Genomic DNA, 19,147 nt, shown 5'->3' on the forward strand with positions numbered 1-19,147 from the left:
TTTGATTAGCTCAAATTGTTTTGCTGGCATCAATTTTGATGTCCAAATTTTTGTTTCGTTCACTAGCTAGGCTAGTTACTTAAAACTTTATTGATTACGTTTTGCTTGTTCAGTTTTCAAAGTTCATTATTATCTCAGTCGTTTTCAGCGACTTCATTATGATAACTCGTTTATAACAAGAAGTCAACAACTTTTTTGTTTTTTTATTTTCAAAGTGTTTTGTCTTGTTAAGGACAAGTAATAATATATAATATAGCATTTTAAAAATCAAGCATTTTTTGAAAAAAAGTTAAAAATCTTTTTTTATATCAATAACAAACAATAGAGCGCTCCCTTCTAAAACAATAAATAGCAGTACTAACATGTTCAGCCATAGTCAAAAAAACAAGTAAACAAAGTATGGCCAAATAAATTAGATACTAACACTATTAAGAAAAACCAACCCCATCCCTTATAAGGTCCACTTGATCTTCTTTACATTACAGATCAAATAAATGATGGTACTATCAACATCATCAGCCATTCCAACGCTCATCGCATACGTATATTCCGTCCTATTATATAATAAGATGTAGCAAGTGAGTGCATCCCATTTTTCTCAACACTTATTCTGACGAAACTTCAAATGAACATGTTGATTGAACGAATCTTCTATCGTTATCTTCAATCTGGATTTTGGAATATCTATATATAGAAAGCATACGTCCAATGTAATCCTAAGTGCTTCTTGCATGCCTTGTATCCTATATAAATTTAGAGTTGTACTCTTTCCAATTAATTTGAGTAATTTAACAATGCATGTTATAATTTTTCATGAAGATGGATATAAAAAAAGGACCACTTGGTGTGTCACCACCAAATGGTCATGTAACAGACGAATCGCTTCAAAGGCGATTTGCATAATGAAGGAGTAAACCACTCACATGCTTGGAGGGCAGGGGCGGTTTACTTTTTTTTCTGAGAAAAAGTAAATGACAGAACAATTACCGAAACAATCAATCCACTAAAACTGATCATTAAGGACATTGCCTCGTAAGTTGTCATTAGCAACACCTCCTTCCCCTCCAGAAACCTGAAGAACGGGTGAAGAATGTATGCTTACCGCCCATGAAACCTCTATCTAGTTACCCCTTTATTATACCATTTTATGTGAATGAAATATAGTTTTTGGAAATTTAATTAGGATATAAATCTGATCATAACCTCTCGTCAATTCTTGTTACAAGCTCGCCGTTTGCTTCATCTCCCCTTTACATTTTTAGTATGATCTAGGCCTGGAGCCGCAATTAGGTTCCCGAATCCGATCAGCATTCTTTATTGAAAATGCGAATAAAAACTTTCCTTATCATTAATCTTTTATTTCCCCCTATCAGTAGTCTCATTCCCTACTATCAATAACGCTTTGTCCATTCCCCTAAGAACAGAGTCGCCATCATTAAATTAGAAAAGAGCATATGGGAAAATGCTATGATATTCGCTTACGTAGATGCTTGCTTTACATAAATAACCGACCTAGAACCAAAGTCATATCAATTACGAAATGGATGTATAAATGAATTTTTAGATCCCTATAAAATAAAACACATATATTTCCTTACTTCCATGTTGTACAATACAAAAAAGTAATACACATATAATAATGACTGGTTGCATATCTCTTAGCAATGCGAAACATCTATGGAGGGTCGTGTATGGGAACATTATTGGAAAATATGATTACATATGAAGTTGGCATAAAATTAGTTTTAGCAGCCACATTAAGTTTAGTCATCGGAATTGAAAGGGAATTAAAGAAGAAACCAGTTGGATTAAAGACAAGTTTAGTCATAGCAACATTCAGTTGTTTGCTAACCATTATTTCCATTGAAACAGCTTACTCCACCCCTTCTAGAGAAGATATAAATATTACAATGGATCCCCTTCGCTTAGCAGCCCAAATTGTCAGTGGGATTGGATTTCTAGGAGCAGGCGTAATTTTAAGACGTGGCAATGATAGCATCTCTGGTTTAACGACTGCGGCCATGATATGGGGAGCTGCCGGCATCGGAATCGCTGTAGGCGCTGGTTTTTATATGGATGCAACGTTAGCTGTCATTATCATCGTTTTCGGAATTGAAATTCTCTCTCCTTTCCTAATGAAAATTGGACCAAAACGTATTCGCATGAGAGAGATTTTACTAAAGGTTCAAATTGATGATGACAAACATACGGAATCCTTTCTATTATTCCTTAAGAACAACAATATCATCATCGAAAACATCCGTATTAAAGATGTACCTTTAAAAAATGATAATGTTTTACATGAGTTGGATTTACGTTTGTCCTTAATTGTTTCTGATAATTTACTGTCGTTTTACCGTTCATTAAGAACATTATCATATATTAAAAAAATCGAAATGGAAATTTTAAACTAGTTGGAGGATTTTTATGGCAGAATTATTTAAACTACTAAAGGATGGTAACAAACCTTCCCTGATGGCGGCTTGTGTCAATGCCTTTTTAGGTATTATTAAAGGCATTGCCTTTTTCTTAACAGGTAATGTGGCTATGTTCGCAGAAATGATGCATTCACTTGGAGATGCAGCTAACCAATTGTTCGTGTATATAGGCTCCGCTCTATCGAAAAAAGCACCTACAAAGAAATTCCCTAGCGGCTTCGGTCGTATTGTCAATTTAGTATGCTTATTTGCAGTTATTATCGTAGCAATTCTTTCTTATGAAACAATCAAAGAAGGATGGCATCATTTTATCCACCCTACTGGTGAATCAAGTGGGGTACTCATCGCACTTGGAGTTTTATTTATAGGTATTGTTTTAGAGGGTACAGTACTTGCTAAAGCAGCAGTAGAAGTATTACATGAAGCTGGGCAAGAAAAAGCAGGTATAACATCCATCCCAAAAGCTTTCAATTATTTAAACCGCGCCAAGCCTGCGACTAAATTAGTGTTTATGGAAGATTTAGTCGCTACAAGCGGAAATATTTTAGCCTTCATTGCTATTGTTATCGCTCATTTTACAGGGTGGACTAGAATAGAAGGTCTTGTTTCCATGATTATTGGGGCAATGATGTTTTATGTTGTTGGTAAAGTATTCTTAGACAATGCTCGGGGTGTAATCGGTGAGACAGATGAAGAAATGTTAAATCATATCGCCCATCTTGTGATGGATGATCCAAATATTAAAGATATTGTACGCCTTGAAGTCATTAAAGAAGGGGAGTTTTTACATGTTGAATTAGTGGCAGAAGCTGACCCTAAACTATCCTTAGCTTTTTTAGATGATGTTCGAGATCATTTGACAGAAGTTATTTTAAGTCAGAAAGGTGTATCGAAGGTCGCCATTTTATTTGATGAAGATGACGGAAAAGCTAGCTGGATACATCTTGGCGACAGACCTAATCATGAATTGTAGAAGCTAAAAAGCCAATTGCCCTGTTTTGATCTCACCCCAAAAAGTTAGACATCAATCTAACTTTTACAGGGCAGTTCATTTCAGGCAGTTGGCTTTTTGTTAAACTGATATTAATTGATCCCGATCAAAATTTGTTTCCCTTAGATTGTCAGGGATGGACTCGTAGCTTACAAAGACTTGATTGGTTATCATAAATGTTAGGAATTGATTACTAACAACGGTCTTCTTAGTACCATTTTGTTGAATGACTATTTCTGAAAACATTAAAGTAGCTTGTCGATTGGCTAAAGCATATTCTTGGGCATTTAGAATATCCCTACCGTCCACATGACAGCCTAAAACAAAATGACCAGCAAAAGAATCTTTTAATACGTTAGGATGCATGGATCGGTAATGCACTTCAGAAATTGAATCTTCACGTTTCATGAATTGATGGGCTACCAAATAATGCTTTAAAGCACCTTTTAAATCAATTGCGATAACTGTATCTGCTAATATTGTTCGAAAATAAACCGGAACAATTTCAGCATCTCCTAAATATGGTTTTACCTCTACCACAATTCCCCCAGAAGGACGGACAAATAAATGTCCACTTGCCTTATTTACACCATTCGAAAAAGTAATGTTCGTTTGCCCAAAATGTAAACTTTTAAAGAAAATACTTTGATCAGCCATGTAACCCGTAACAATGTTATCATTTTCAATTTGTATCGATTTTGTTTCAATCCCCAAAACTTCTACACAATTTTGCATTTTATAAACATGCCGCTGAAATGGTATCTCTTTACAACTTAATGTAACCACACGATCCTTAAGCAATTGCTTCAACATTCCATCCCTCTCCCCTTTGTTTAAGTCATTATTTTAATAAAGGTGGCTAAACAGTTTCTGAACAACCCTACATTAATGGAGCTATTGCGACAAATACCATCATTCTCTAGCAATCACAAAGTCTAATATGTATTAAAATATCCAATTTAAGTTAAATATTTTGATTAAAATCATGACTTTTTTCACTTCTCTTAATAAAATTAACTATTACACCCCTTTGAATATCTAACTATTTCATTATATTGTAGGTCTTAAGAAACTTCTACGACAAAATTCAACAAGATTCGTTAATTTTTCTTAACCTACAATAAAAAAGTGTGAGGCTAACTACATAGCCTCACACGCAATCATTATTTTAAAGGGAATTTTGTAAGATAGTACGTACATCTTTTTCTTGTAACTGATGGAAGTTTCCAAATGGACCATTTTGCATTGCATGCTCTACAATCTGCTGGAATTTCGAATCATCAATATTATAATCGGCTAAACGATTTGGTGCCCCTAATGATGACCAAAATGCTGATAAGCGATCGATCCCTTCATAAGCAACCTCTTCTACCGTTTTGTCTGTTGCATCCACCCCGAATACTCGTGTTGCTATACCCGCAAAGCGCTCAGGATTCACTGGTACACTTAAACGCATCCAATGAGGCTGAAGAATAGCTAAACCACCTGCATGCGGAATATCATATACTGCCGATACAGCATGCTCAATATTATGAGATGCCCAATCCCCACGAGATCCGATTGATAAGAATCCATTTAATCCAATTGTTCCTGCTAATAGAATTGTTTCACGTAACTGTGTATTCTCTAGATCCTCTAATAATTGAGGTGCTGTCGTAATAACCGTACGTAATACACCTTCACACATTTCATCAGTGATTGGTGTATTCGTTGTATTATGGAAATACTGTTCGAATACATGTGACATCATATCAACGATTCCATAAACCGTATGATTTTTAGGTACAGACACCGTATACGCAGGATTTAAGATTGAGAATTTCGGGAATGCCGCAGGGCTACCCCAGCCTAATTTTTCTTCTGTAGCGGCATTAGTAATAACTGACCCAGAGTTCATTTCAGAGCCTGTAGCGGCCAAGGTTAAGACAGTTCCTAATGGTAAAGCTTGTTCTACAAATACCTTGCGTTTAACGATATCCCAAGCATCCCCATCATATTTTGCACCAGCAACAATTAGTTTGGAGCAATCAATAACAGAACCGCCACCAACTGCAAGAACTAAGTCAATTCCCTCTGTTTTACAAATTTCAATACCACGTCTAGCTGTTTCCACACGTGGATTAGGTTCTACACCACTTAATTCAAAAATTGTTTTATCTGCTTGCTGTAATTTGTCAATAACCGCGTCGTAGACACCATTCGTCTTGATGCTACCGCCACCATATACAACCAATACTTTTTTTCCATACTGCTCTAATTCCTTCGGTAACTTTTCCAGTGCATCTTCACCAAAATGAAGTTTCACTGGGTTAAAAAATGTAAATGAATCCATTTAATTCGCCCCTTTCTAGTTGGATTTTCTCATATTTCTGTTCAAGAAAGCAAAGATAAACGTTCGGCATACCTGTTTAATTAGATTCCGTTTGGACGATTTATTAAAGGGTTTTATAAGGGGAATGCATTCTAACATTTCTTCAAATTTGTAAAGAGACGCAAAAAAACGAGTCCTCCCATTAACTATAGGAGAAACTCGTTGTAAATTGAATATTCTTAAACCCATCCGCGGAAGCGTGAAGCTTCTGCAGTGCGGCGAACACCAACCATATAAGCTGCTAAGCGCATGTTAATGTTACGTGTTGTAGCTGTTGTATAAACATTATCAAATGCTTCAACCATTTTTTTGTATAAACGTTCTTCAACTTCTTCTTCTGTCCAATAATAACCTTGGTTATTTTGTACCCATTCAAAGTAAGAAACTGTAACTCCACCAGCAGATGCTAATACGTCTGGTACAAGTAAAATGCCACGTTCTGTCAAAATTTTAGTTGCTTCAGCAGTTGTTGGACCATTTGCTGCTTCTACTACGATATTAGCTTTAATATTGTGTGCATTGTCAGCAGTAATTTGATTCTCAATTGCAGCAGGTACTAAAATATCACAATCAAGTTCTAATAATTCTTTATTTGAAATCGTGTTTTCAAATAAAGTTGTTACAGTACCAAAGCTATCACGACGATCTAATAAATAGTCGATATCTAAACCTTCTGGATCATGAAGTGCACCATAAGCATCCGAAATACCGATTACCTTTGCACCTAAATCATGCATAAATTTCGCAAGGAAGCTACCTGCGTTACCAAATCCTTGAATAACAATGCGCGCACCTTTAATATCAATACCGCGTTTTTTCGCTGCTTCTTCGATTACAATTGTAACACCTTGTGCAGTCGCACGGTCGCGACCTTGTGAACCACCAAGAACTAGTGGCTTACCTGTGATAAAGCCTGGAGAGTTGAATTCATCCATACGGCTATATTCATCCATCATCCATGCCATAATTTGTGCATTTGTAAATACGTCTGGCGCAGGAATATCTTTTGTTGGCCCTACGATTTGACTTACAGCACGTACATAACCACGGCTTAAGCGCTCGATTTCGCCCATAGACATTTGACGAGGATCACAGATGACACCGCCTTTACCACCACCATATGGTAGATCGACAATACCACATTTCAATGTCATCCACATTGAAAGCGCTTTAACTTCCTCCTCAGACACTTGTGGGTGGAAACGAACCCCACCTTTAGTTGGTCCTACAGCATCGTTATGTTGTGCACGGTAACCAGTAAATACTTTTGTTGTACCATCATCCATTTTCACCGGGATACGTACTTGTAGCATGCGAAGCGGTTCCTTTAGTAATTCATACATTGCTTCATCATAGCCAAGTTTGTTTAGAGCATCTTGAATGACATCTTGTGTTGATGTGAAAAGATTTAAGTTTTCAGACATTATTAAATCGCCTCTTTGTTTTATTTAATGATAGTATATCGGCATCATTGTAACATACTTCCGAATTAAAATGTGAACATTTTGTTAAAGATTAAATACTTTTTCAATTTGTTCGATTGACCAATCTAAATCCTCTTGTGAAATAACAAGTGGTGGAGCAAAACGAATAACTGTATCATGTGTTTCTTTACATAATAAACCTAATTCTTTTAGTTTTTCACAGTATGGACGAGCTGCCTCTGTTAATTCCATACCAATAAATAAACCACGACCACGTACCTCTTTAATAACTGGGTTATTAATTTCTCTTAACTTACCTTTGAAGTATTCACCAAGTTCATGTGAACGTTCAGCTAATTTTTCATCTAATAATACTTTAATAGATGCAATTGAAACTGCACAAGCTAAAGGATTTCCACCGAAAGTTGATCCGTGTGAGCCTGGGTTGAATACACCTAGAATATTACGGTTCGCAGCTACACAAGAAATTGGGAATACACCGCCACCTAATGCTTTACCTAAGATGTACATATCTGGTTCTACTTCTTCCCAATCACAAGCAAACATTTTACCAGTACGTGCTAAACCTGCTTGGATTTCATCAGCAATGAATAATACGTTGTTTTCACGGCAAAGTTCGCGAGCTGCTTTTAGGAAGCCCTCTGTTGGGATAACAATACCAGCTTCACCTTGAATTGGTTCAATTAAGAATGCTGCTGTGTTTGGTGTAATAGCTGCTTTTAATGCTTCAAGATTACCGTAGTCTACTAATTTAACGTTTGGTAACATTGGACCGAAACCACGACGGTATTCCTCATCAGAAGAAAGAGATACAGCAAGCATTGTACGACCATGGAAGTTACCATTACATGCAATCACTTCTGCCTTGCCTTCTTCTACGCCTTTTACATCATATGCCCAACGACGAGCTGCTTTAAATGCAGTCTCTACTGCTTCAGCACCAGTATTCATTGGTAATACCATTTCTTTATTTGTTAACTTTCCTACTAGCTCATACCATTCACCAAGGTTTTCACTGTAAAATGCACGTGAAGTCAATGTTACTTTATCAGCTTGCTCTTTTAAAGCAGCGATAATTTTTGGGTGACGATGTCCTTGGTTTACAGCTGAGTAAGCTGATAACATATCTAAATATTTGTTACCTTCTGGATCTTTAACCCAAGCACCCTCAGCCTCTGAAATTACGATTGGCAGTGGATGATAGTTTGCTGCACCATAATTTTGTGTTTGTTCAATAACTTGTTGAGTTTTTGTCATATTCTATTCTCTCCTTACTAAATGATGATAAAAAATCTATGCAAGAAAGGACTATGTATTTCTGTAAGTAGAATAATTAAGAATTTAGCAACAATTCAAACGATCAATTTGCAAACTCTCCCCAAGTAACTACATAATTGGCTACGATATTAGCCAACGGTCGTATTACTTGGAGAAGTTCCACAAATTCTGTCACAATGCTTCATTTACTACTTAATTAAAATAGCCCTAACGTCAATGTAAAATTAAAGCATTTCTGAAGTTGTTTTTGCTTGCATGTGAAGTTGTAGGTAGTCAGGGCCACCAGCTTTTGAGTCTGTACCTGACATGTTGAAACCACCAAATGGTTGGTAGCCAACAATCGCACCTGTACAGCCACGGTTGAAGTAAAGGTTTCCAACATGGAATTCTTCACGTGCTTTTTCTAAGTTTACGCGGTTTGTCGTAATGACAGCACCTGTTAAACCGTATTCTGTATCGTTAGCAATTTCAATCGCTTGATCGAAATCTTTTGCTTTTGCGATCGCTACTACTGGTCCGAAGATTTCTTCTTTCATAATACGTGCAGAAGGCTCTACGTCAGCGAATACGGTTGGTTGTACGAAATAACCTACTGAATCATCCGCTGTACCACCAGCTACTAGACGACCTTCGCCTTTACCGATTTCAATGTATTCCGTAATTTTATTGAATGCTGCTTGGTCAATAACCGTTGCCATGAAGTTGCTGAAATCTGTTGGATCTCCAACTGTTAAAGCGTTTGTTAACTCTTCTACACGGTTCACCACTTGGTCATACACATCTTCTACGATGACAGCACGAGAACATGCTGAGCATTTTTGACCAGAGAAACCAAAGGCTGATTTCACGATCGATTGTGCAGCTAATTCAAGATCTGCTTCTTTATCGACAACGATTGTATCTTTACCGCCCATTTCAGCGATTACGCGTTTGATCCAAATTTGACCATCATTTAGGACAGATGCACGTTGGTTAATACGTAAGCCAACATCACGTGAACCTGTGAAGCTGATGAAACGAGTTTTTGGGTGATCCACTAAATAGTCGCCCACTTCAGCACCAGAACCTGGTACAAAGTTAACAGCTCCTGCTGGAAGACCTGCTTCTTCTAATACTTCGATAAATTTATACGCCACTACTGGTGTTGTAGAAGCTGGTTTTAGTAATACTGTGTTACCTGTTACTAATGCAGCTACTGTTGTACCAGCCATGATCGCAAATGGGAAGTTCCAAGGTGAGATGACAATACCAATTCCTAGTGGAATATAGTCATAACGGTTGTATTCACCTGGACGGCTTTCTACTGGTTGACCGTTTTTAATACGTAGCATTTGGCGACCATAGTATTCTAAGAAGTCGATTGCTTCTGCTGTATCTGCATCAGCCTCTGCCCATGGTTTCCCTGCTTCTTTTGTTAATAATGCTGAGAATTCGTGTTTACGACGACGAATAATAGCGGCTGCTTTGAAAAGAACATCAGCACGAATAGCTGGATCAACTTTTTTCCAAGTTTTGAATGTTTCATCTGCTGCTTGCATAGCTTTTTCAGCTAAATCTTTGCTCGCTTTTGACACACGGCCAATAACTTCTGTTTTCTTTGCAGGATTGTACGAAACGATTTTATCTTCAGTTGTAATACGCTCGCCACCGATAATAAGTGGGTAGTCTTGCCCTAAGTAACCTTCAACTTTATTTAAAGCCTCTACATAAGCATTGTAGTTTGCCTCTTGTGAAAAATCTGTGAATGGTTCGTGTTTGTATGGAATCATACTTAATCCTCCCTTGTGAGATATATTTGGGTATGCAAAAAACATTGACGCAAAATATCTTTGCGTATAAAATATTCTTACACTTATTATAATGCAAAATTTCGTTGCATATTTCAAGTAAAAAATTTTTGAGGTGCACATTTTTATGAAAAATTCTGAACCTTTACTACCTTTTTATGAGTTTATTGCAACAAATGTATCCGTTGGTATTCATGCAGTAGACCTATCCGGCAAGACGATTATTTATAATACAAAAATGAAAGAAATTGAAGGATTCCATTTTGATGAGCTAGCGGATCGTTCGATTATTGAAATGTTTTCCTTCCGTCAGCACGAAAGTACCTTAATGCGTGTATTACAAACTGGAAAGAAAGAAATTAATGTCAAACAATCCTATTGGAATAAAAATGGGCATGAAATTACAACCATTAATGATACTTTTCCACTTATTGTAGATGGAAAACTGATTGGGGCAATAGAATTTGCGCGTGATATTACATCATTAGAAAAGCTTGTTTATCAACCCCTTCGTCGATATGATGAGCCTTTGACGTTCGACATGATAAAAGCTGAATCTGAAGCAATGAAGCAGGTCATCGAAAATGCTAAAAAAGCAGCGGCTGTAAAATTACCAGTATTATTAATTGGGGAATCTGGCACAGGCAAGGATTTAGTGGCTGAAGGTATTCACCACGCTGCTTCACCAGATCCTGAAGCCTTTATGACTCTTGTTAGTCGTCGTTCCGCTCAATCAGTGCTTGATAAATTAAATCAGCTTTTAGAAGAAGATAAAGACTATACCTTTTTCTTTGAGCGCATTGATTTTTTAAGCTTAGATATTCAAGAGCAATTATTAGATATACTCCAGTCCCTACCGCAGTCCAAGTACATGTTAATTGGCAGTGTAGGTAGCGACCCGATTACATTAATTGCTGAAAAAAAGCTGTCCAAATCACTTTATTATTTCTTTGCAACGATGGCTATTACTATTCCCCATTTAACTGATCGAAAAGAAGATATTCTCCCATTTGTGGATGATTATTTTAGCCGACATCGAGAACGATTTGCTTCACAGGTTACAGAGCTAGCACCAGATGTACAGGAATTATTCTTACAATATGATTGGCCTGGCAATTTAAAGGAACTCGAGTTACTATTGGATGAAATTGTTTCATTTATGACAATAGAGTCTACGGTAACCTCCGATTTATTGCCGCTGCATTTCCGCTTCAAGGTACAGCAGCAAGATACCAACAATCGTGAACCTGAATTCTTTATGTTCCATCAAAATCATGATGTCATGCCATTAGATGCTTATTTGCGCGAAGCCGAATCATATTATGTGCAAAATGTCTTAAATTTATATGAGGGCAATATTACAAAAGCCGCGAATGCACTTGGGATGAGTAGACAAAACCTTCAATACCGAATCCGAAAAATAAAAAAGCAATAACATAAAAACGAGGATACCTTCACGTTGAAAGTATCCTCGTTTTTTATTGTCCAGATTGTTCAATCCAGTCCTGTAATTTATCTTTTAAGGAATTAAAACCATTCGCATCCGATTCATCTACACGGTCCTGCAATGATTTGCGTGGTGGTGCTTCTTTTTTTCTAACTGTTGCAGGGCGTTCCTGTAGCGCTCTCATCGATAAACTAATTTTTTCGGCCTCTTCATCGATTTCAAGTATCTTGACCTCTACTTCTTGCCCAACAGCTAAAAATTCACTAACATCCTTCACAAAGCCGTATGTTATTTCCGAAATATGCACAAGGCCTTGCGTATTGTCATCTAATGCAACAAATGCACCGTATGGTTGAATACCTGTAACTTTTCCGGTCAACACGTCTCCTAATTCATATTTTTTTACCATAACCTTTGCCCACTTTCTTTTGGTTTGCTACGTATATATCGGTTAAATTATAACATACGTGTAAAATCGGGGCAAAAAATCTCCTTACTCAGAAATGGCTGTAATGATGCAACGTTTTTCACCTTTTCCTATAGTCTCTGTACCTAATTGGAAGGTTAAGCGTTGGCCAACCATATGAACTGATTCTGATTTCACGTCTACTTTTATCGTTGTTTGGGATGTATCAGTTGCATAAAGAACTGTAAAATGTTCCATACCATCATATTGAACCACTTTTTTCACATCTACATCTTGAGAAACTAACTGTTTAATGGTTTCTTGATCGCCTTTTCCTTGTGCATATAAGAATAAGCTAACGACGTTCATTGGATTTAATGAATCTAGGATGGTATCATCTTTGCTTGATATATAAGCATTGTATAAACCTTCAGTTTGGATAATCCAACGGTAATCAATTTGTAAGCTCGTCGAACCATCTGTTGATTCAATATAGACTTCATTACTTAAATATGAAAGCTCCATTCCAATATCATGTCTTGTAAGATTATCAATTGTTTTGGATGTTCCTTTTTCTTTAAATTCTTCATGGATAAATTGTGCAGTTAATCGCATCGATTCTCCATACTTTCCATTTGCAGCGGCATTTAAAAACTCAATATGTTCGGGCGAATATCTACTCATGTCATCCATACCTTTTAGAAGTAAAAGCCACGTATTTTCGAACTCTTTCTTTAAATCCCGTAATAGGAAATCAAGTCCTCCTATTGATAGGTCCGATACTAATGTTCTTTCATATAATTTTAAAATTCGAGCAGTTTCTTCTGTAGAAAACCGTAAATTTTCACCTTCCAATAATGAGCCAGTAGCCCAATATTTAAACAGACCTAATATGTCAGAGTGAAGACGATCAGTATATGCTGGTGCATTTTTCTGAAAAATGGGATCTGCTCTAAAGCTAAAGTTATTCCCATCATTAGACAACTCAAAATACTGTTTTTTAGCCGTAGCGATTAATTGTTTTAGTTCTTTGGGATAATTTCCCTCTTTTTGTGATAGTACACTACTATAAGGAGAAAGTTGATTAGTATAATATTGCAAAACATCTTTCGTTGAATAAAAATAATTGCTAAAAAAATATCGAGATTCTTCATATGACATAGAGCTTTCAAATGAGTTGATTTGCTCTATTAACTCCCGAGGTGTTTGCAAATTATCTAGTATTTCTTGCTCCAACTCCGCTAAATATTTTGGATTATCCATCATTCTATTAACAACTAATTTTTTATTTCTAGCTTTATCATTGTATTTATTATCAGCGATTCCAATAAACGATAGTTTCCTAAAGTCTTGTTCGGGTATATGGAGCTCCTGGCGTGTTTTTTCGCGTTTTTCCTGATACCTTTTTTGTAAGCTTGAGAACCATTCTTCATAGCTACTCTCTATCTTTTCTTCATTTGAATGCACGGGTGTTGACGGATGGAACATATATGACGACATTAAAATTCCAACTAATAACACACTGGCGATGCTCGCAATCCAAACAGCAGGCTTTTGCCATTTTGTTGAAGGCTTTGGAGCCGTTTTATTGATTTCTTGAAATTCCCTTTTGGCATCCTCATTTTCAATTTGCTGAAGAACATGCTGTGGTTCTAGCTTTGATTCCATTCGCTCATAGGATTTTTTCAGTAGTGCCATACGTTGATTAAATTGTTTATCATCCATTTTCAACACTCCCCTCTTGCATTAATGCTGCCTTCAACTTTTCTTTCGCACGTAATAACCGTACCTTAACCGTTGATAATGAAATATTTAAAACCTCTGCGATTTCTTCATATTTTAGCTCGTGGAAATAATACAGTACGATAGGGTACCGATATTTTTCATCTAAGGCTTGAATAGCATTGTGTAAGAGTTTATCTTCTTCAAATAATAGAACATCGTCTTCAGCAGAGAGGAAAATGGTTTGCCTTTGCGCATTAAGCTTGTCCTCTTTTGCCAGCTCTCTCTGTTCCTTACGATAATAATCACGTGTAGCATTCAATGTAATTTTATAAAGCCACGTCGTAAATCGATCCTGTTTAAATTGATGTAAAAAGCGATACAGTTTAACAAATACCTCCTGTGAAACATCTGCTAAATCATTGCTATGTACGCCACACTGAAAGGCAAACTTTTCAACTGTTTGTTGATGAATTCGAATAAGATCGATATAGGCTTCTTTGTCCCCTTGCTGTGCCCTAACTATTAATTCAGCCTCCTCCAAGGCAATCCCCTCCTTTTGTTTATGGAACGACAGAACCTCCCTAATTGTTACATATTAAGGATGTTATTTACTCTTAAAGGAGGAACCTTACTAAAACGCCATCACACGCTATATAAATTGGCTCTTAATGGAGAAATCGCCCCCATCAATATTCTGATATTTGCTTGTGTTATGAAAATATTGGGGTAAAATAAAACTTTAGTACAAGGAGGCTTTATTTTTGTGTCATCGAGAGATCAATTTACAACTAAAATTGGGTTTATTTTAGCTGCTGCCGGAAGTGCTATAGGGCTAGGAGCCATTTGGAAATTCCCTTATATGGCTGGTACTAATGGTGGTAGTGTCTTCATCTTATTATTCATTTTATGTACATTCTTTATCGGCTTACCAGTACTCATTGCAGAGTTTATGATTGGTCGTCGTGGACAAAAGGATGCTGTCACATCCTTTAAAGAACAAGCACCAGGAAAGCCTTGGTATTTAATTGGTTGGGGTGGTATGGTCATTGCAGGCCTTATCTTATCTTTCTATAGTGTTGTAGGTGGGTGGATTTTAAGCTATTTGGGCCGTGCCTTTACGTTTAAGCTAACGAATGCAGGTTCTAACATCAACTACGCAGATTTATTTGACCATATAATATCGAGTCCATTTGAAGCAGTGCTTGTGCAAGGGCTATTTATGTTATTGACAGTAGTCATTGTATCAGCCGGCATTAAAGGTGGCATTGAGAAAGCCAGCACATGGATGATGCCGCTCTTATTTATTTTCTTCATTATATTAGTCATACGCTCTTTAACATTGGATGGTGCAATGGAAGGCGTTAAATTTATGTTTGTGCCTGATTGGTCTTACTTGAATGCTGAAACATTTTTAATGGCATTAGGACAAGCATTTTTCTCATTAAGTGTTGGTATTGCTGTGATGATTACCTATGCTTCATATCTATCAAAAACCGAGAAAATTGGTAACTCAGCAATCAATGTAGCGTCCATGAACATAATCATCTCTTTACTTGCTGGTCTTGTTATTTTCCCAGCAGTATTCGCACTTGGCTATACACCTGATCAAGGACCCGGCCTCGTATTTATTATTTTGCCAGCTGTTTTCGAGCAACTGCCTCTCGGTGGTCTATTCTTAACCATCTTCTTTATATTATTACTATTTGCCACAGTTACATCTTCCATTTCCATGTTAGAAATTGTCGTGGCAATTGCAATTGGAGATAAACCAGAAAAAAGAAAAAAAATTGCCTGGATTGGTGGCATCATTATCTTTATTGTTGGTATTCCTAGTGCGCTGTCATTTGGTATACTATCAGATGTGAAGATGTTAGACCGTTCTATTTTTGATTTTGTTGATTTTATGACCAACAATATCGGAATGCCTATTGGCGCTCTGCTAATATCAATTTTTGCAGGTTATTATTATACAAAAGATATTTCTCGTAAAGAGCTAGCCGCATCTAATTGGATGTTTACAATTTGGTACATGTTAATTCGCTATGTGTCCCCAATTGCTATATTAATTATTTTCATTCAAGGTATTTTACCAATATTTAAATAAGGATATAGAGCCTCTATCATGTCAATGCAAAAAGAGGTTGTCGTAGGACAACCCCTTTTTTTTATAGGAAATATGCAAAATATTTTAAATAATACATTTTGCTTCAAATTTAATAGCAATCAGTTTGTAAGAGATGGCTACACAATCCTCAAAAGGAATCCATTGCTCAAACGAATGCTCATATGTTTCTTGAACTACTTTTGCAAGCGTAGATGGATCATCGATTCCTTGCAATGCCGCTACAACATCTGCTGTTTCCGTATCATAATGGTCTGGACCTAAGTGGAATGGGTCCCACTCCTCTAGCAGATGGACAGCTGCTTGATTCATTTTTACATTTTCCAAAATACTCACCTATTATCCTTTGATCATAATCGTATGATACCATAGTAAATAAAAAAGAAAAGAGTGATTTGCTTGTCTATTTTTGATCAAACTATCAAACGTCGTTGTACAAACTCCGTAAAATGGGACGCAATGAAAATGGTTTATGGACTAAACGATGCGTCCGATATCTTGCCAATGTGGGTAGCTGATATGGATTTTGCTGCTCCAACAGCCGTTTCAAAAGCATTGCAGAAACATGCCGAACGCACTATTTTTGGTTATAGCTTTATTAGTGAGGAAGCAATACAGTCAATCGTGGACTGGCAAAGTACTCGTCATGATTGGCAAATTGACAAGGATTCCATCGTATTCTGTAATGGGGTTGTGGCTGCCTTAGCAAATAGCATTGTTGCCTTTACTAATCCGGGAGATAAAGTCCTTATTTCCACACCTGTTTATCCACCATTTTTTAACATACCAAAAAGCAATGGGCGCGAAGTGGTAAGCTGCCAACTAGTTGAAAAAAATGATGGTACATTTATCGTTGATTTTGAAGCTTTTGAACAGGCACTAGCTCAAAATGTCAAAGCCTACATATTATGCAATCCTCACAATCCTGGCGGTTATGTATGGGATGAAGCTACTTTAAAGGAAATTGTACGACTCTGTGCTCAATACGATGTCGTTATTATTTCAGATGAAATTCATGCTGATTTAATGATAAATGGTGAAAAACATATTCCTATTGCCAAAGTAGCAGGCGATGAAATCAATCGGATTGTAACGTGTATGGCTCCTACTAAAACATTTAATTTAGCAGGTATTCAGGTTTCCTATATGATTGTGCCAGATAAGAACAAACGTCTACAGCTTGAAGCCGTGAATATGGCAAGTGGACAAGGTTCATTAAATACTTTTGCCTCTGTAGCATTGCAGGCTGCGTATACGGAAGGTTCCCCTTGGCTAGATGAATTGCTGCCGTATGTTTCAGCAAATATGGATTATGTCAAAGAAGAGTTAGAGCAGATTCCAGGCATTCGCATCATTAAACCACAATCCACTTATTTAATATGGATTGATTATAGAGAGCTTAAGCTTGAAGAAAAAGATATTATGAACCGACTATTAGAAATTGGTAAACTGGCATTAGAGCCAGGGACAAAATACGGTGAAGAGGGTCAAGGCTTCTTACGTATGAATGTAGCTTGTTCATTTGAAACAGTACGAGACGGCGTAGAGCGCTTTAAAAAAGCGTTTGAACAATAAAAGCAAGAGAAGGAATCCCGATTATTTAGGATTCCTTCTTTTTAGATGTTTAAAATCCTTAATATGTGGAAAAGTTTCTTAACAATCGGATGGAAAAAGGGGTGTTTTCAATGGACTTAGTTCCTTTAATAATTCAGCGTGCCTATATGACATTCTTGTTTCCCTTCGCCTACCAAACAAAAGATCGGCAAAAGATTGGTAATATCCTTTTAGAAGAAGGGTTTTCTTTTTTTGAATTGAACAATATTACTCTTGAAAATACCTTTTATGGAGACATAACAATTATACATGAAGAGCTTGCCCAATTTTTTTATCCCTTTCTTGAAGACAAATTATTCCCAAACAAAATGGATAGCCCAGACTTTCTTCGTTTCTCAAAAGCATTTTATACACAAGGGGCCTTACACCATCAAGAAAATTGTATAAACTATGAGCTTATGAGCATCGATGTAACGCTATGCCCTTTCGGCAATGGCATCGTCACTGTACGAACAAGCATTGACACCCCTTATGACATTAGTGATATTTTAAATTTCATTCATTACTTTAGGGTGCTGGAGGCAAAATTGCGAGAGGAAAAGGGAGCAAGTCACCATTTCTCGTTCGGTCATTGTGATTCTACGAGTGAGCTATTATTTAACTATTTTATCCCCTTCTTAAAGCCTTTTTTACAGCACCACCAAGATCATAGCTATGAAGGATTGCCCTTTTTTGAAGATGAACGAATGTTTTCCTCAGCCTATTTAATGTGTGATGAACAAGCAGAACTTTTACCTGAGCATCTTTTTCGATTAGGGCAAGTAGATGGAAGAACACCTGATGGCAAACCCTTTATTTCAAGCACAAATTCTCAATATATTTCAAACTATGTACAGGAACACGCCCATACACGCTGGGCACCCAATAGTTATATTATCTCTTCAGCGCAGGCGCAAATGACACTTACAAATAAGCCATTTAAACATTGTTCACATAGCATTCAGGAGTTTATGGGTACTCACTATTATAATTTGTTCATTCATTATTTTTATAAAATGATGCTCTTAAAGCTATCCTACGAATACAGTGAAATAAAGTGGGGAAAAGATAAACAAATTGTCAATGAATTAATCGAACTAATCACAAAGTTTTCTGCACGTTATTATTTCGAAGAAGTCGTTGTTCGGACTGAAGGTCGGGAAATTTCTCAAATGCTACGAAAGCATTTCCGTATCAATGAACATTATGTAGAAACAAAAGCGACATTGAACAGCTTATATCGAACACAAGAAGATCAGTCTGATAATCGAAGTAATAATTTACTATTTATTTTAACTGTATTTACGGTTATATCCGGTATATACGGAATGAATTTAGTCATTGAAGAATGGAAGGACAGTAGTGATTTAGATAGTGTTTGGAGCTATACGCCGTTCGAATGGGTTGCCTTTATTACCGCCATGAGTGGGATTGGCCTATCCATTGTACTCGTTTGCTTCAATGCCTTCAAAACACTACAAAACATCGTTCGTCGTTCTAAAAGAAAAATTTAAATAAAAGAATCTGTCTCCATTGGAGGCAGA

Annotated in this window: 16 protein-coding genes; 6 read left to right on the plus strand and 10 right to left on the minus strand. The window is 36.7% G+C overall.

Translation table 11 applies throughout. The features are described from left to right. Window positions 1-945: 945 nt before the first annotated feature. Window positions 946-1,044 (minus strand): putative holin-like toxin, encoded by a 99-nt coding sequence (locus MKY80_RS18055; RefSeq protein WP_220273102.1) that lies wholly within the window; start codon window positions 1,042-1,044, stop codon window positions 946-948. Between the two features lie 647 nt (window positions 1,045-1,691). On the opposite strand from MKY80_RS18055, the gene MKY80_RS18060 reads away from it, so the two are divergent. Then, window positions 1,692-2,414 (plus strand): MgtC/SapB family protein, encoded by a 723-nt coding sequence (locus MKY80_RS18060; RefSeq protein WP_342530522.1) that lies wholly within the window; start codon window positions 1,692-1,694, stop codon window positions 2,412-2,414. A gap of 13 nt (window positions 2,415-2,427) precedes the next feature. Then, entirely contained in the window at window positions 2,428-3,411 is a 984-nt protein-coding gene (locus MKY80_RS18065; protein ID WP_008178167.1) for a cation diffusion facilitator family transporter, read from the plus strand. A 99-nt stretch (window positions 3,412-3,510) separates the two neighbouring features. Here MKY80_RS18065 and MKY80_RS18070 read toward each other — a convergent pair whose 3' ends face one another. The 5 genes from MKY80_RS18070 to pruA all read right to left on the minus strand — a co-directional run bounded on the left by MKY80_RS18070 (window position 3,511) and on the right by pruA (window position 10,292). Beyond that, a complete protein-coding gene (locus tag MKY80_RS18070) occupies window positions 3,511-4,242 on the minus strand; it encodes a hypothetical protein (protein ID WP_342530525.1) in 732 nt (243 codons plus the stop codon). A gap of 355 nt (window positions 4,243-4,597) precedes the next feature. Further along, window positions 4,598-5,761 carry an iron-containing alcohol dehydrogenase gene (locus tag MKY80_RS18075; protein WP_089986785.1) on the minus strand — a complete coding sequence of 388 codons (1,164 nt, stop codon included), beginning with the start codon at window positions 5,759-5,761 and terminating at the stop codon, window positions 4,598-4,600. A 218-nt stretch (window positions 5,762-5,979) separates the two neighbouring features. Continuing rightward, on the minus strand, window positions 5,980-7,224 hold the full coding sequence (locus tag MKY80_RS18080) for a Glu/Leu/Phe/Val dehydrogenase (RefSeq protein ID WP_008178162.1): 1,245 nt from the start codon (window positions 7,222-7,224) through the stop codon (window positions 5,980-5,982). A gap of 84 nt (window positions 7,225-7,308) precedes the next feature. Then, window positions 7,309-8,502 (minus strand): ornithine--oxo-acid transaminase, encoded by a 1,194-nt coding sequence (locus MKY80_RS18085; protein WP_008178160.1) that lies wholly within the window; start codon window positions 8,500-8,502, stop codon window positions 7,309-7,311. Between the two features lie 245 nt (window positions 8,503-8,747). After that, complete coding sequence (gene pruA / locus MKY80_RS18090; protein ID WP_036119850.1) at window positions 8,748-10,292, minus strand: L-glutamate gamma-semialdehyde dehydrogenase; 1,545 nt, start codon at window positions 10,290-10,292, stop codon at window positions 8,748-8,750. Window positions 10,293-10,437: 145 nt separating this feature from the next. Here pruA and MKY80_RS18095 point away from each other — a divergent pair, with 145 nt between their 5' ends. After that, window positions 10,438-11,745 (plus strand): sigma-54-dependent Fis family transcriptional regulator, encoded by a 1,308-nt coding sequence (locus MKY80_RS18095; protein ID WP_008178156.1) that lies wholly within the window; start codon window positions 10,438-10,440, stop codon window positions 11,743-11,745. Window positions 11,746-11,788: 43 nt separating this feature from the next. Here MKY80_RS18095 and yugI read toward each other — a convergent pair whose 3' ends face one another. The 3 genes from yugI to MKY80_RS18110 all read right to left on the minus strand — a co-directional run bounded on the left by yugI (window position 11,789) and on the right by MKY80_RS18110 (window position 14,429). Next, a complete protein-coding gene (gene yugI / locus MKY80_RS18100) occupies window positions 11,789-12,166 on the minus strand; it encodes a S1 domain-containing post-transcriptional regulator GSP13 (RefSeq protein ID WP_008178152.1) in 378 nt (125 codons plus the stop codon). 84 nt (window positions 12,167-12,250) lie between these two features. Beyond that, the gene (locus tag MKY80_RS18105) at window positions 12,251-13,888 is read right to left on the minus strand and encodes a hypothetical protein (RefSeq protein WP_239355474.1); all 1,638 of its coding nucleotides are present in this window, start codon (window positions 13,886-13,888) and stop codon (window positions 12,251-12,253) included. Further along, window positions 13,881-14,429 (minus strand): sigma-70 family RNA polymerase sigma factor, encoded by a 549-nt coding sequence (locus MKY80_RS18110; RefSeq protein ID WP_008178147.1) that lies wholly within the window; start codon window positions 14,427-14,429, stop codon window positions 13,881-13,883. The genes MKY80_RS18105 and MKY80_RS18110 overlap by 8 nt, the downstream gene beginning before the upstream one ends. 222 nt (window positions 14,430-14,651) lie before the next feature. Here MKY80_RS18110 and MKY80_RS18115 point away from each other — a divergent pair, with 222 nt between their 5' ends. Further along, window positions 14,652-15,992: a sodium-dependent transporter gene (locus tag MKY80_RS18115; protein ID WP_008178145.1), complete on the plus strand. Its 1,341-nt coding sequence runs from the start codon at window positions 14,652-14,654 to the stop codon at window positions 15,990-15,992. An 84-nt stretch (window positions 15,993-16,076) separates the two neighbouring features. Here MKY80_RS18115 and MKY80_RS18120 read toward each other — a convergent pair whose 3' ends face one another. After that, entirely contained in the window at window positions 16,077-16,337 is a 261-nt protein-coding gene (locus tag MKY80_RS18120) for a DUF1871 family protein (RefSeq protein WP_089986172.1), read from the minus strand. Window positions 16,338-16,409: 72 nt separating this feature from the next. On the opposite strand from MKY80_RS18120, the gene MKY80_RS18125 reads away from it, so the two are divergent. Together MKY80_RS18125 and MKY80_RS18130 are read left to right on the plus strand one after the other, a co-directional pair. Beyond that, the gene (locus tag MKY80_RS18125; protein ID WP_008178141.1) at window positions 16,410-17,585 is read left to right on the plus strand and encodes a MalY/PatB family protein; all 1,176 of its coding nucleotides are present in this window, start codon (window positions 16,410-16,412) and stop codon (window positions 17,583-17,585) included. Window positions 17,586-17,695: 110 nt separating this feature from the next. Next, window positions 17,696-19,117 (plus strand): hypothetical protein, encoded by a 1,422-nt coding sequence (locus MKY80_RS18130; RefSeq protein ID WP_171366136.1) that lies wholly within the window; start codon window positions 17,696-17,698, stop codon window positions 19,115-19,117. Window positions 19,118-19,147: the final 30 nt, after the last annotated feature.

This window comes from Lysinibacillus sp. FSL R5-0849 (genome assembly GCF_038595075.1).
In the GTDB taxonomy this organism is placed as follows: Bacteria; Bacillota; Bacilli; order Bacillales_A; family Planococcaceae; genus Lysinibacillus; species Lysinibacillus fusiformis.

Excerpts from the sequence above, each read along its gene's own strand:
- MKY80_RS18055 (WP_220273102.1), bottom strand. The coding sequence starts at position 1,044 with ATGACAACTTACGAGGCAATGTCCTTAATGATCAGTTTTAGTGGATTG.
- MKY80_RS18060 (WP_342530522.1), top strand. The coding sequence starts at position 1,692 with ATGGGAACATTATTGGAAAATATGATTACATATGAAGTTGGCATAAAA.
- MKY80_RS18065 (WP_008178167.1), top strand. The coding sequence starts at position 2,428 with ATGGCAGAATTATTTAAACTACTAAAGGATGGTAACAAACCTTCCCTG.
- MKY80_RS18070 (WP_342530525.1), bottom strand. The coding sequence starts at position 4,242 with ATGTTGAAGCAATTGCTTAAGGATCGTGTGGTTACATTAAGTTGTAAA.
- MKY80_RS18075 (WP_089986785.1), bottom strand. The coding sequence starts at position 5,761 with ATGGATTCATTTACATTTTTTAACCCAGTGAAACTTCATTTTGGTGAA.
- MKY80_RS18080 (WP_008178162.1), bottom strand. The coding sequence starts at position 7,224 with ATGTCTGAAAACTTAAATCTTTTCACATCAACACAAGATGTCATTCAA.
- MKY80_RS18085 (WP_008178160.1), bottom strand. The coding sequence starts at position 8,502 with ATGACAAAAACTCAACAAGTTATTGAACAAACACAAAATTATGGTGCA.
- pruA (WP_036119850.1), bottom strand. The coding sequence starts at position 10,292 with ATGATTCCATACAAACACGAACCATTCACAGATTTTTCACAAGAGGCA.
- MKY80_RS18095 (WP_008178156.1), top strand. The coding sequence starts at position 10,438 with ATGAAAAATTCTGAACCTTTACTACCTTTTTATGAGTTTATTGCAACA.
- yugI (WP_008178152.1), bottom strand. The coding sequence starts at position 12,166 with ATGGTAAAAAAATATGAATTAGGAGACGTGTTGACCGGAAAAGTTACA.
- MKY80_RS18105 (WP_239355474.1), bottom strand. The coding sequence starts at position 13,888 with ATGGATGATAAACAATTTAATCAACGTATGGCACTACTGAAAAAATCC.
- MKY80_RS18130 (WP_171366136.1), top strand. The coding sequence starts at position 17,696 with ATGGACTTAGTTCCTTTAATAATTCAGCGTGCCTATATGACATTCTTG.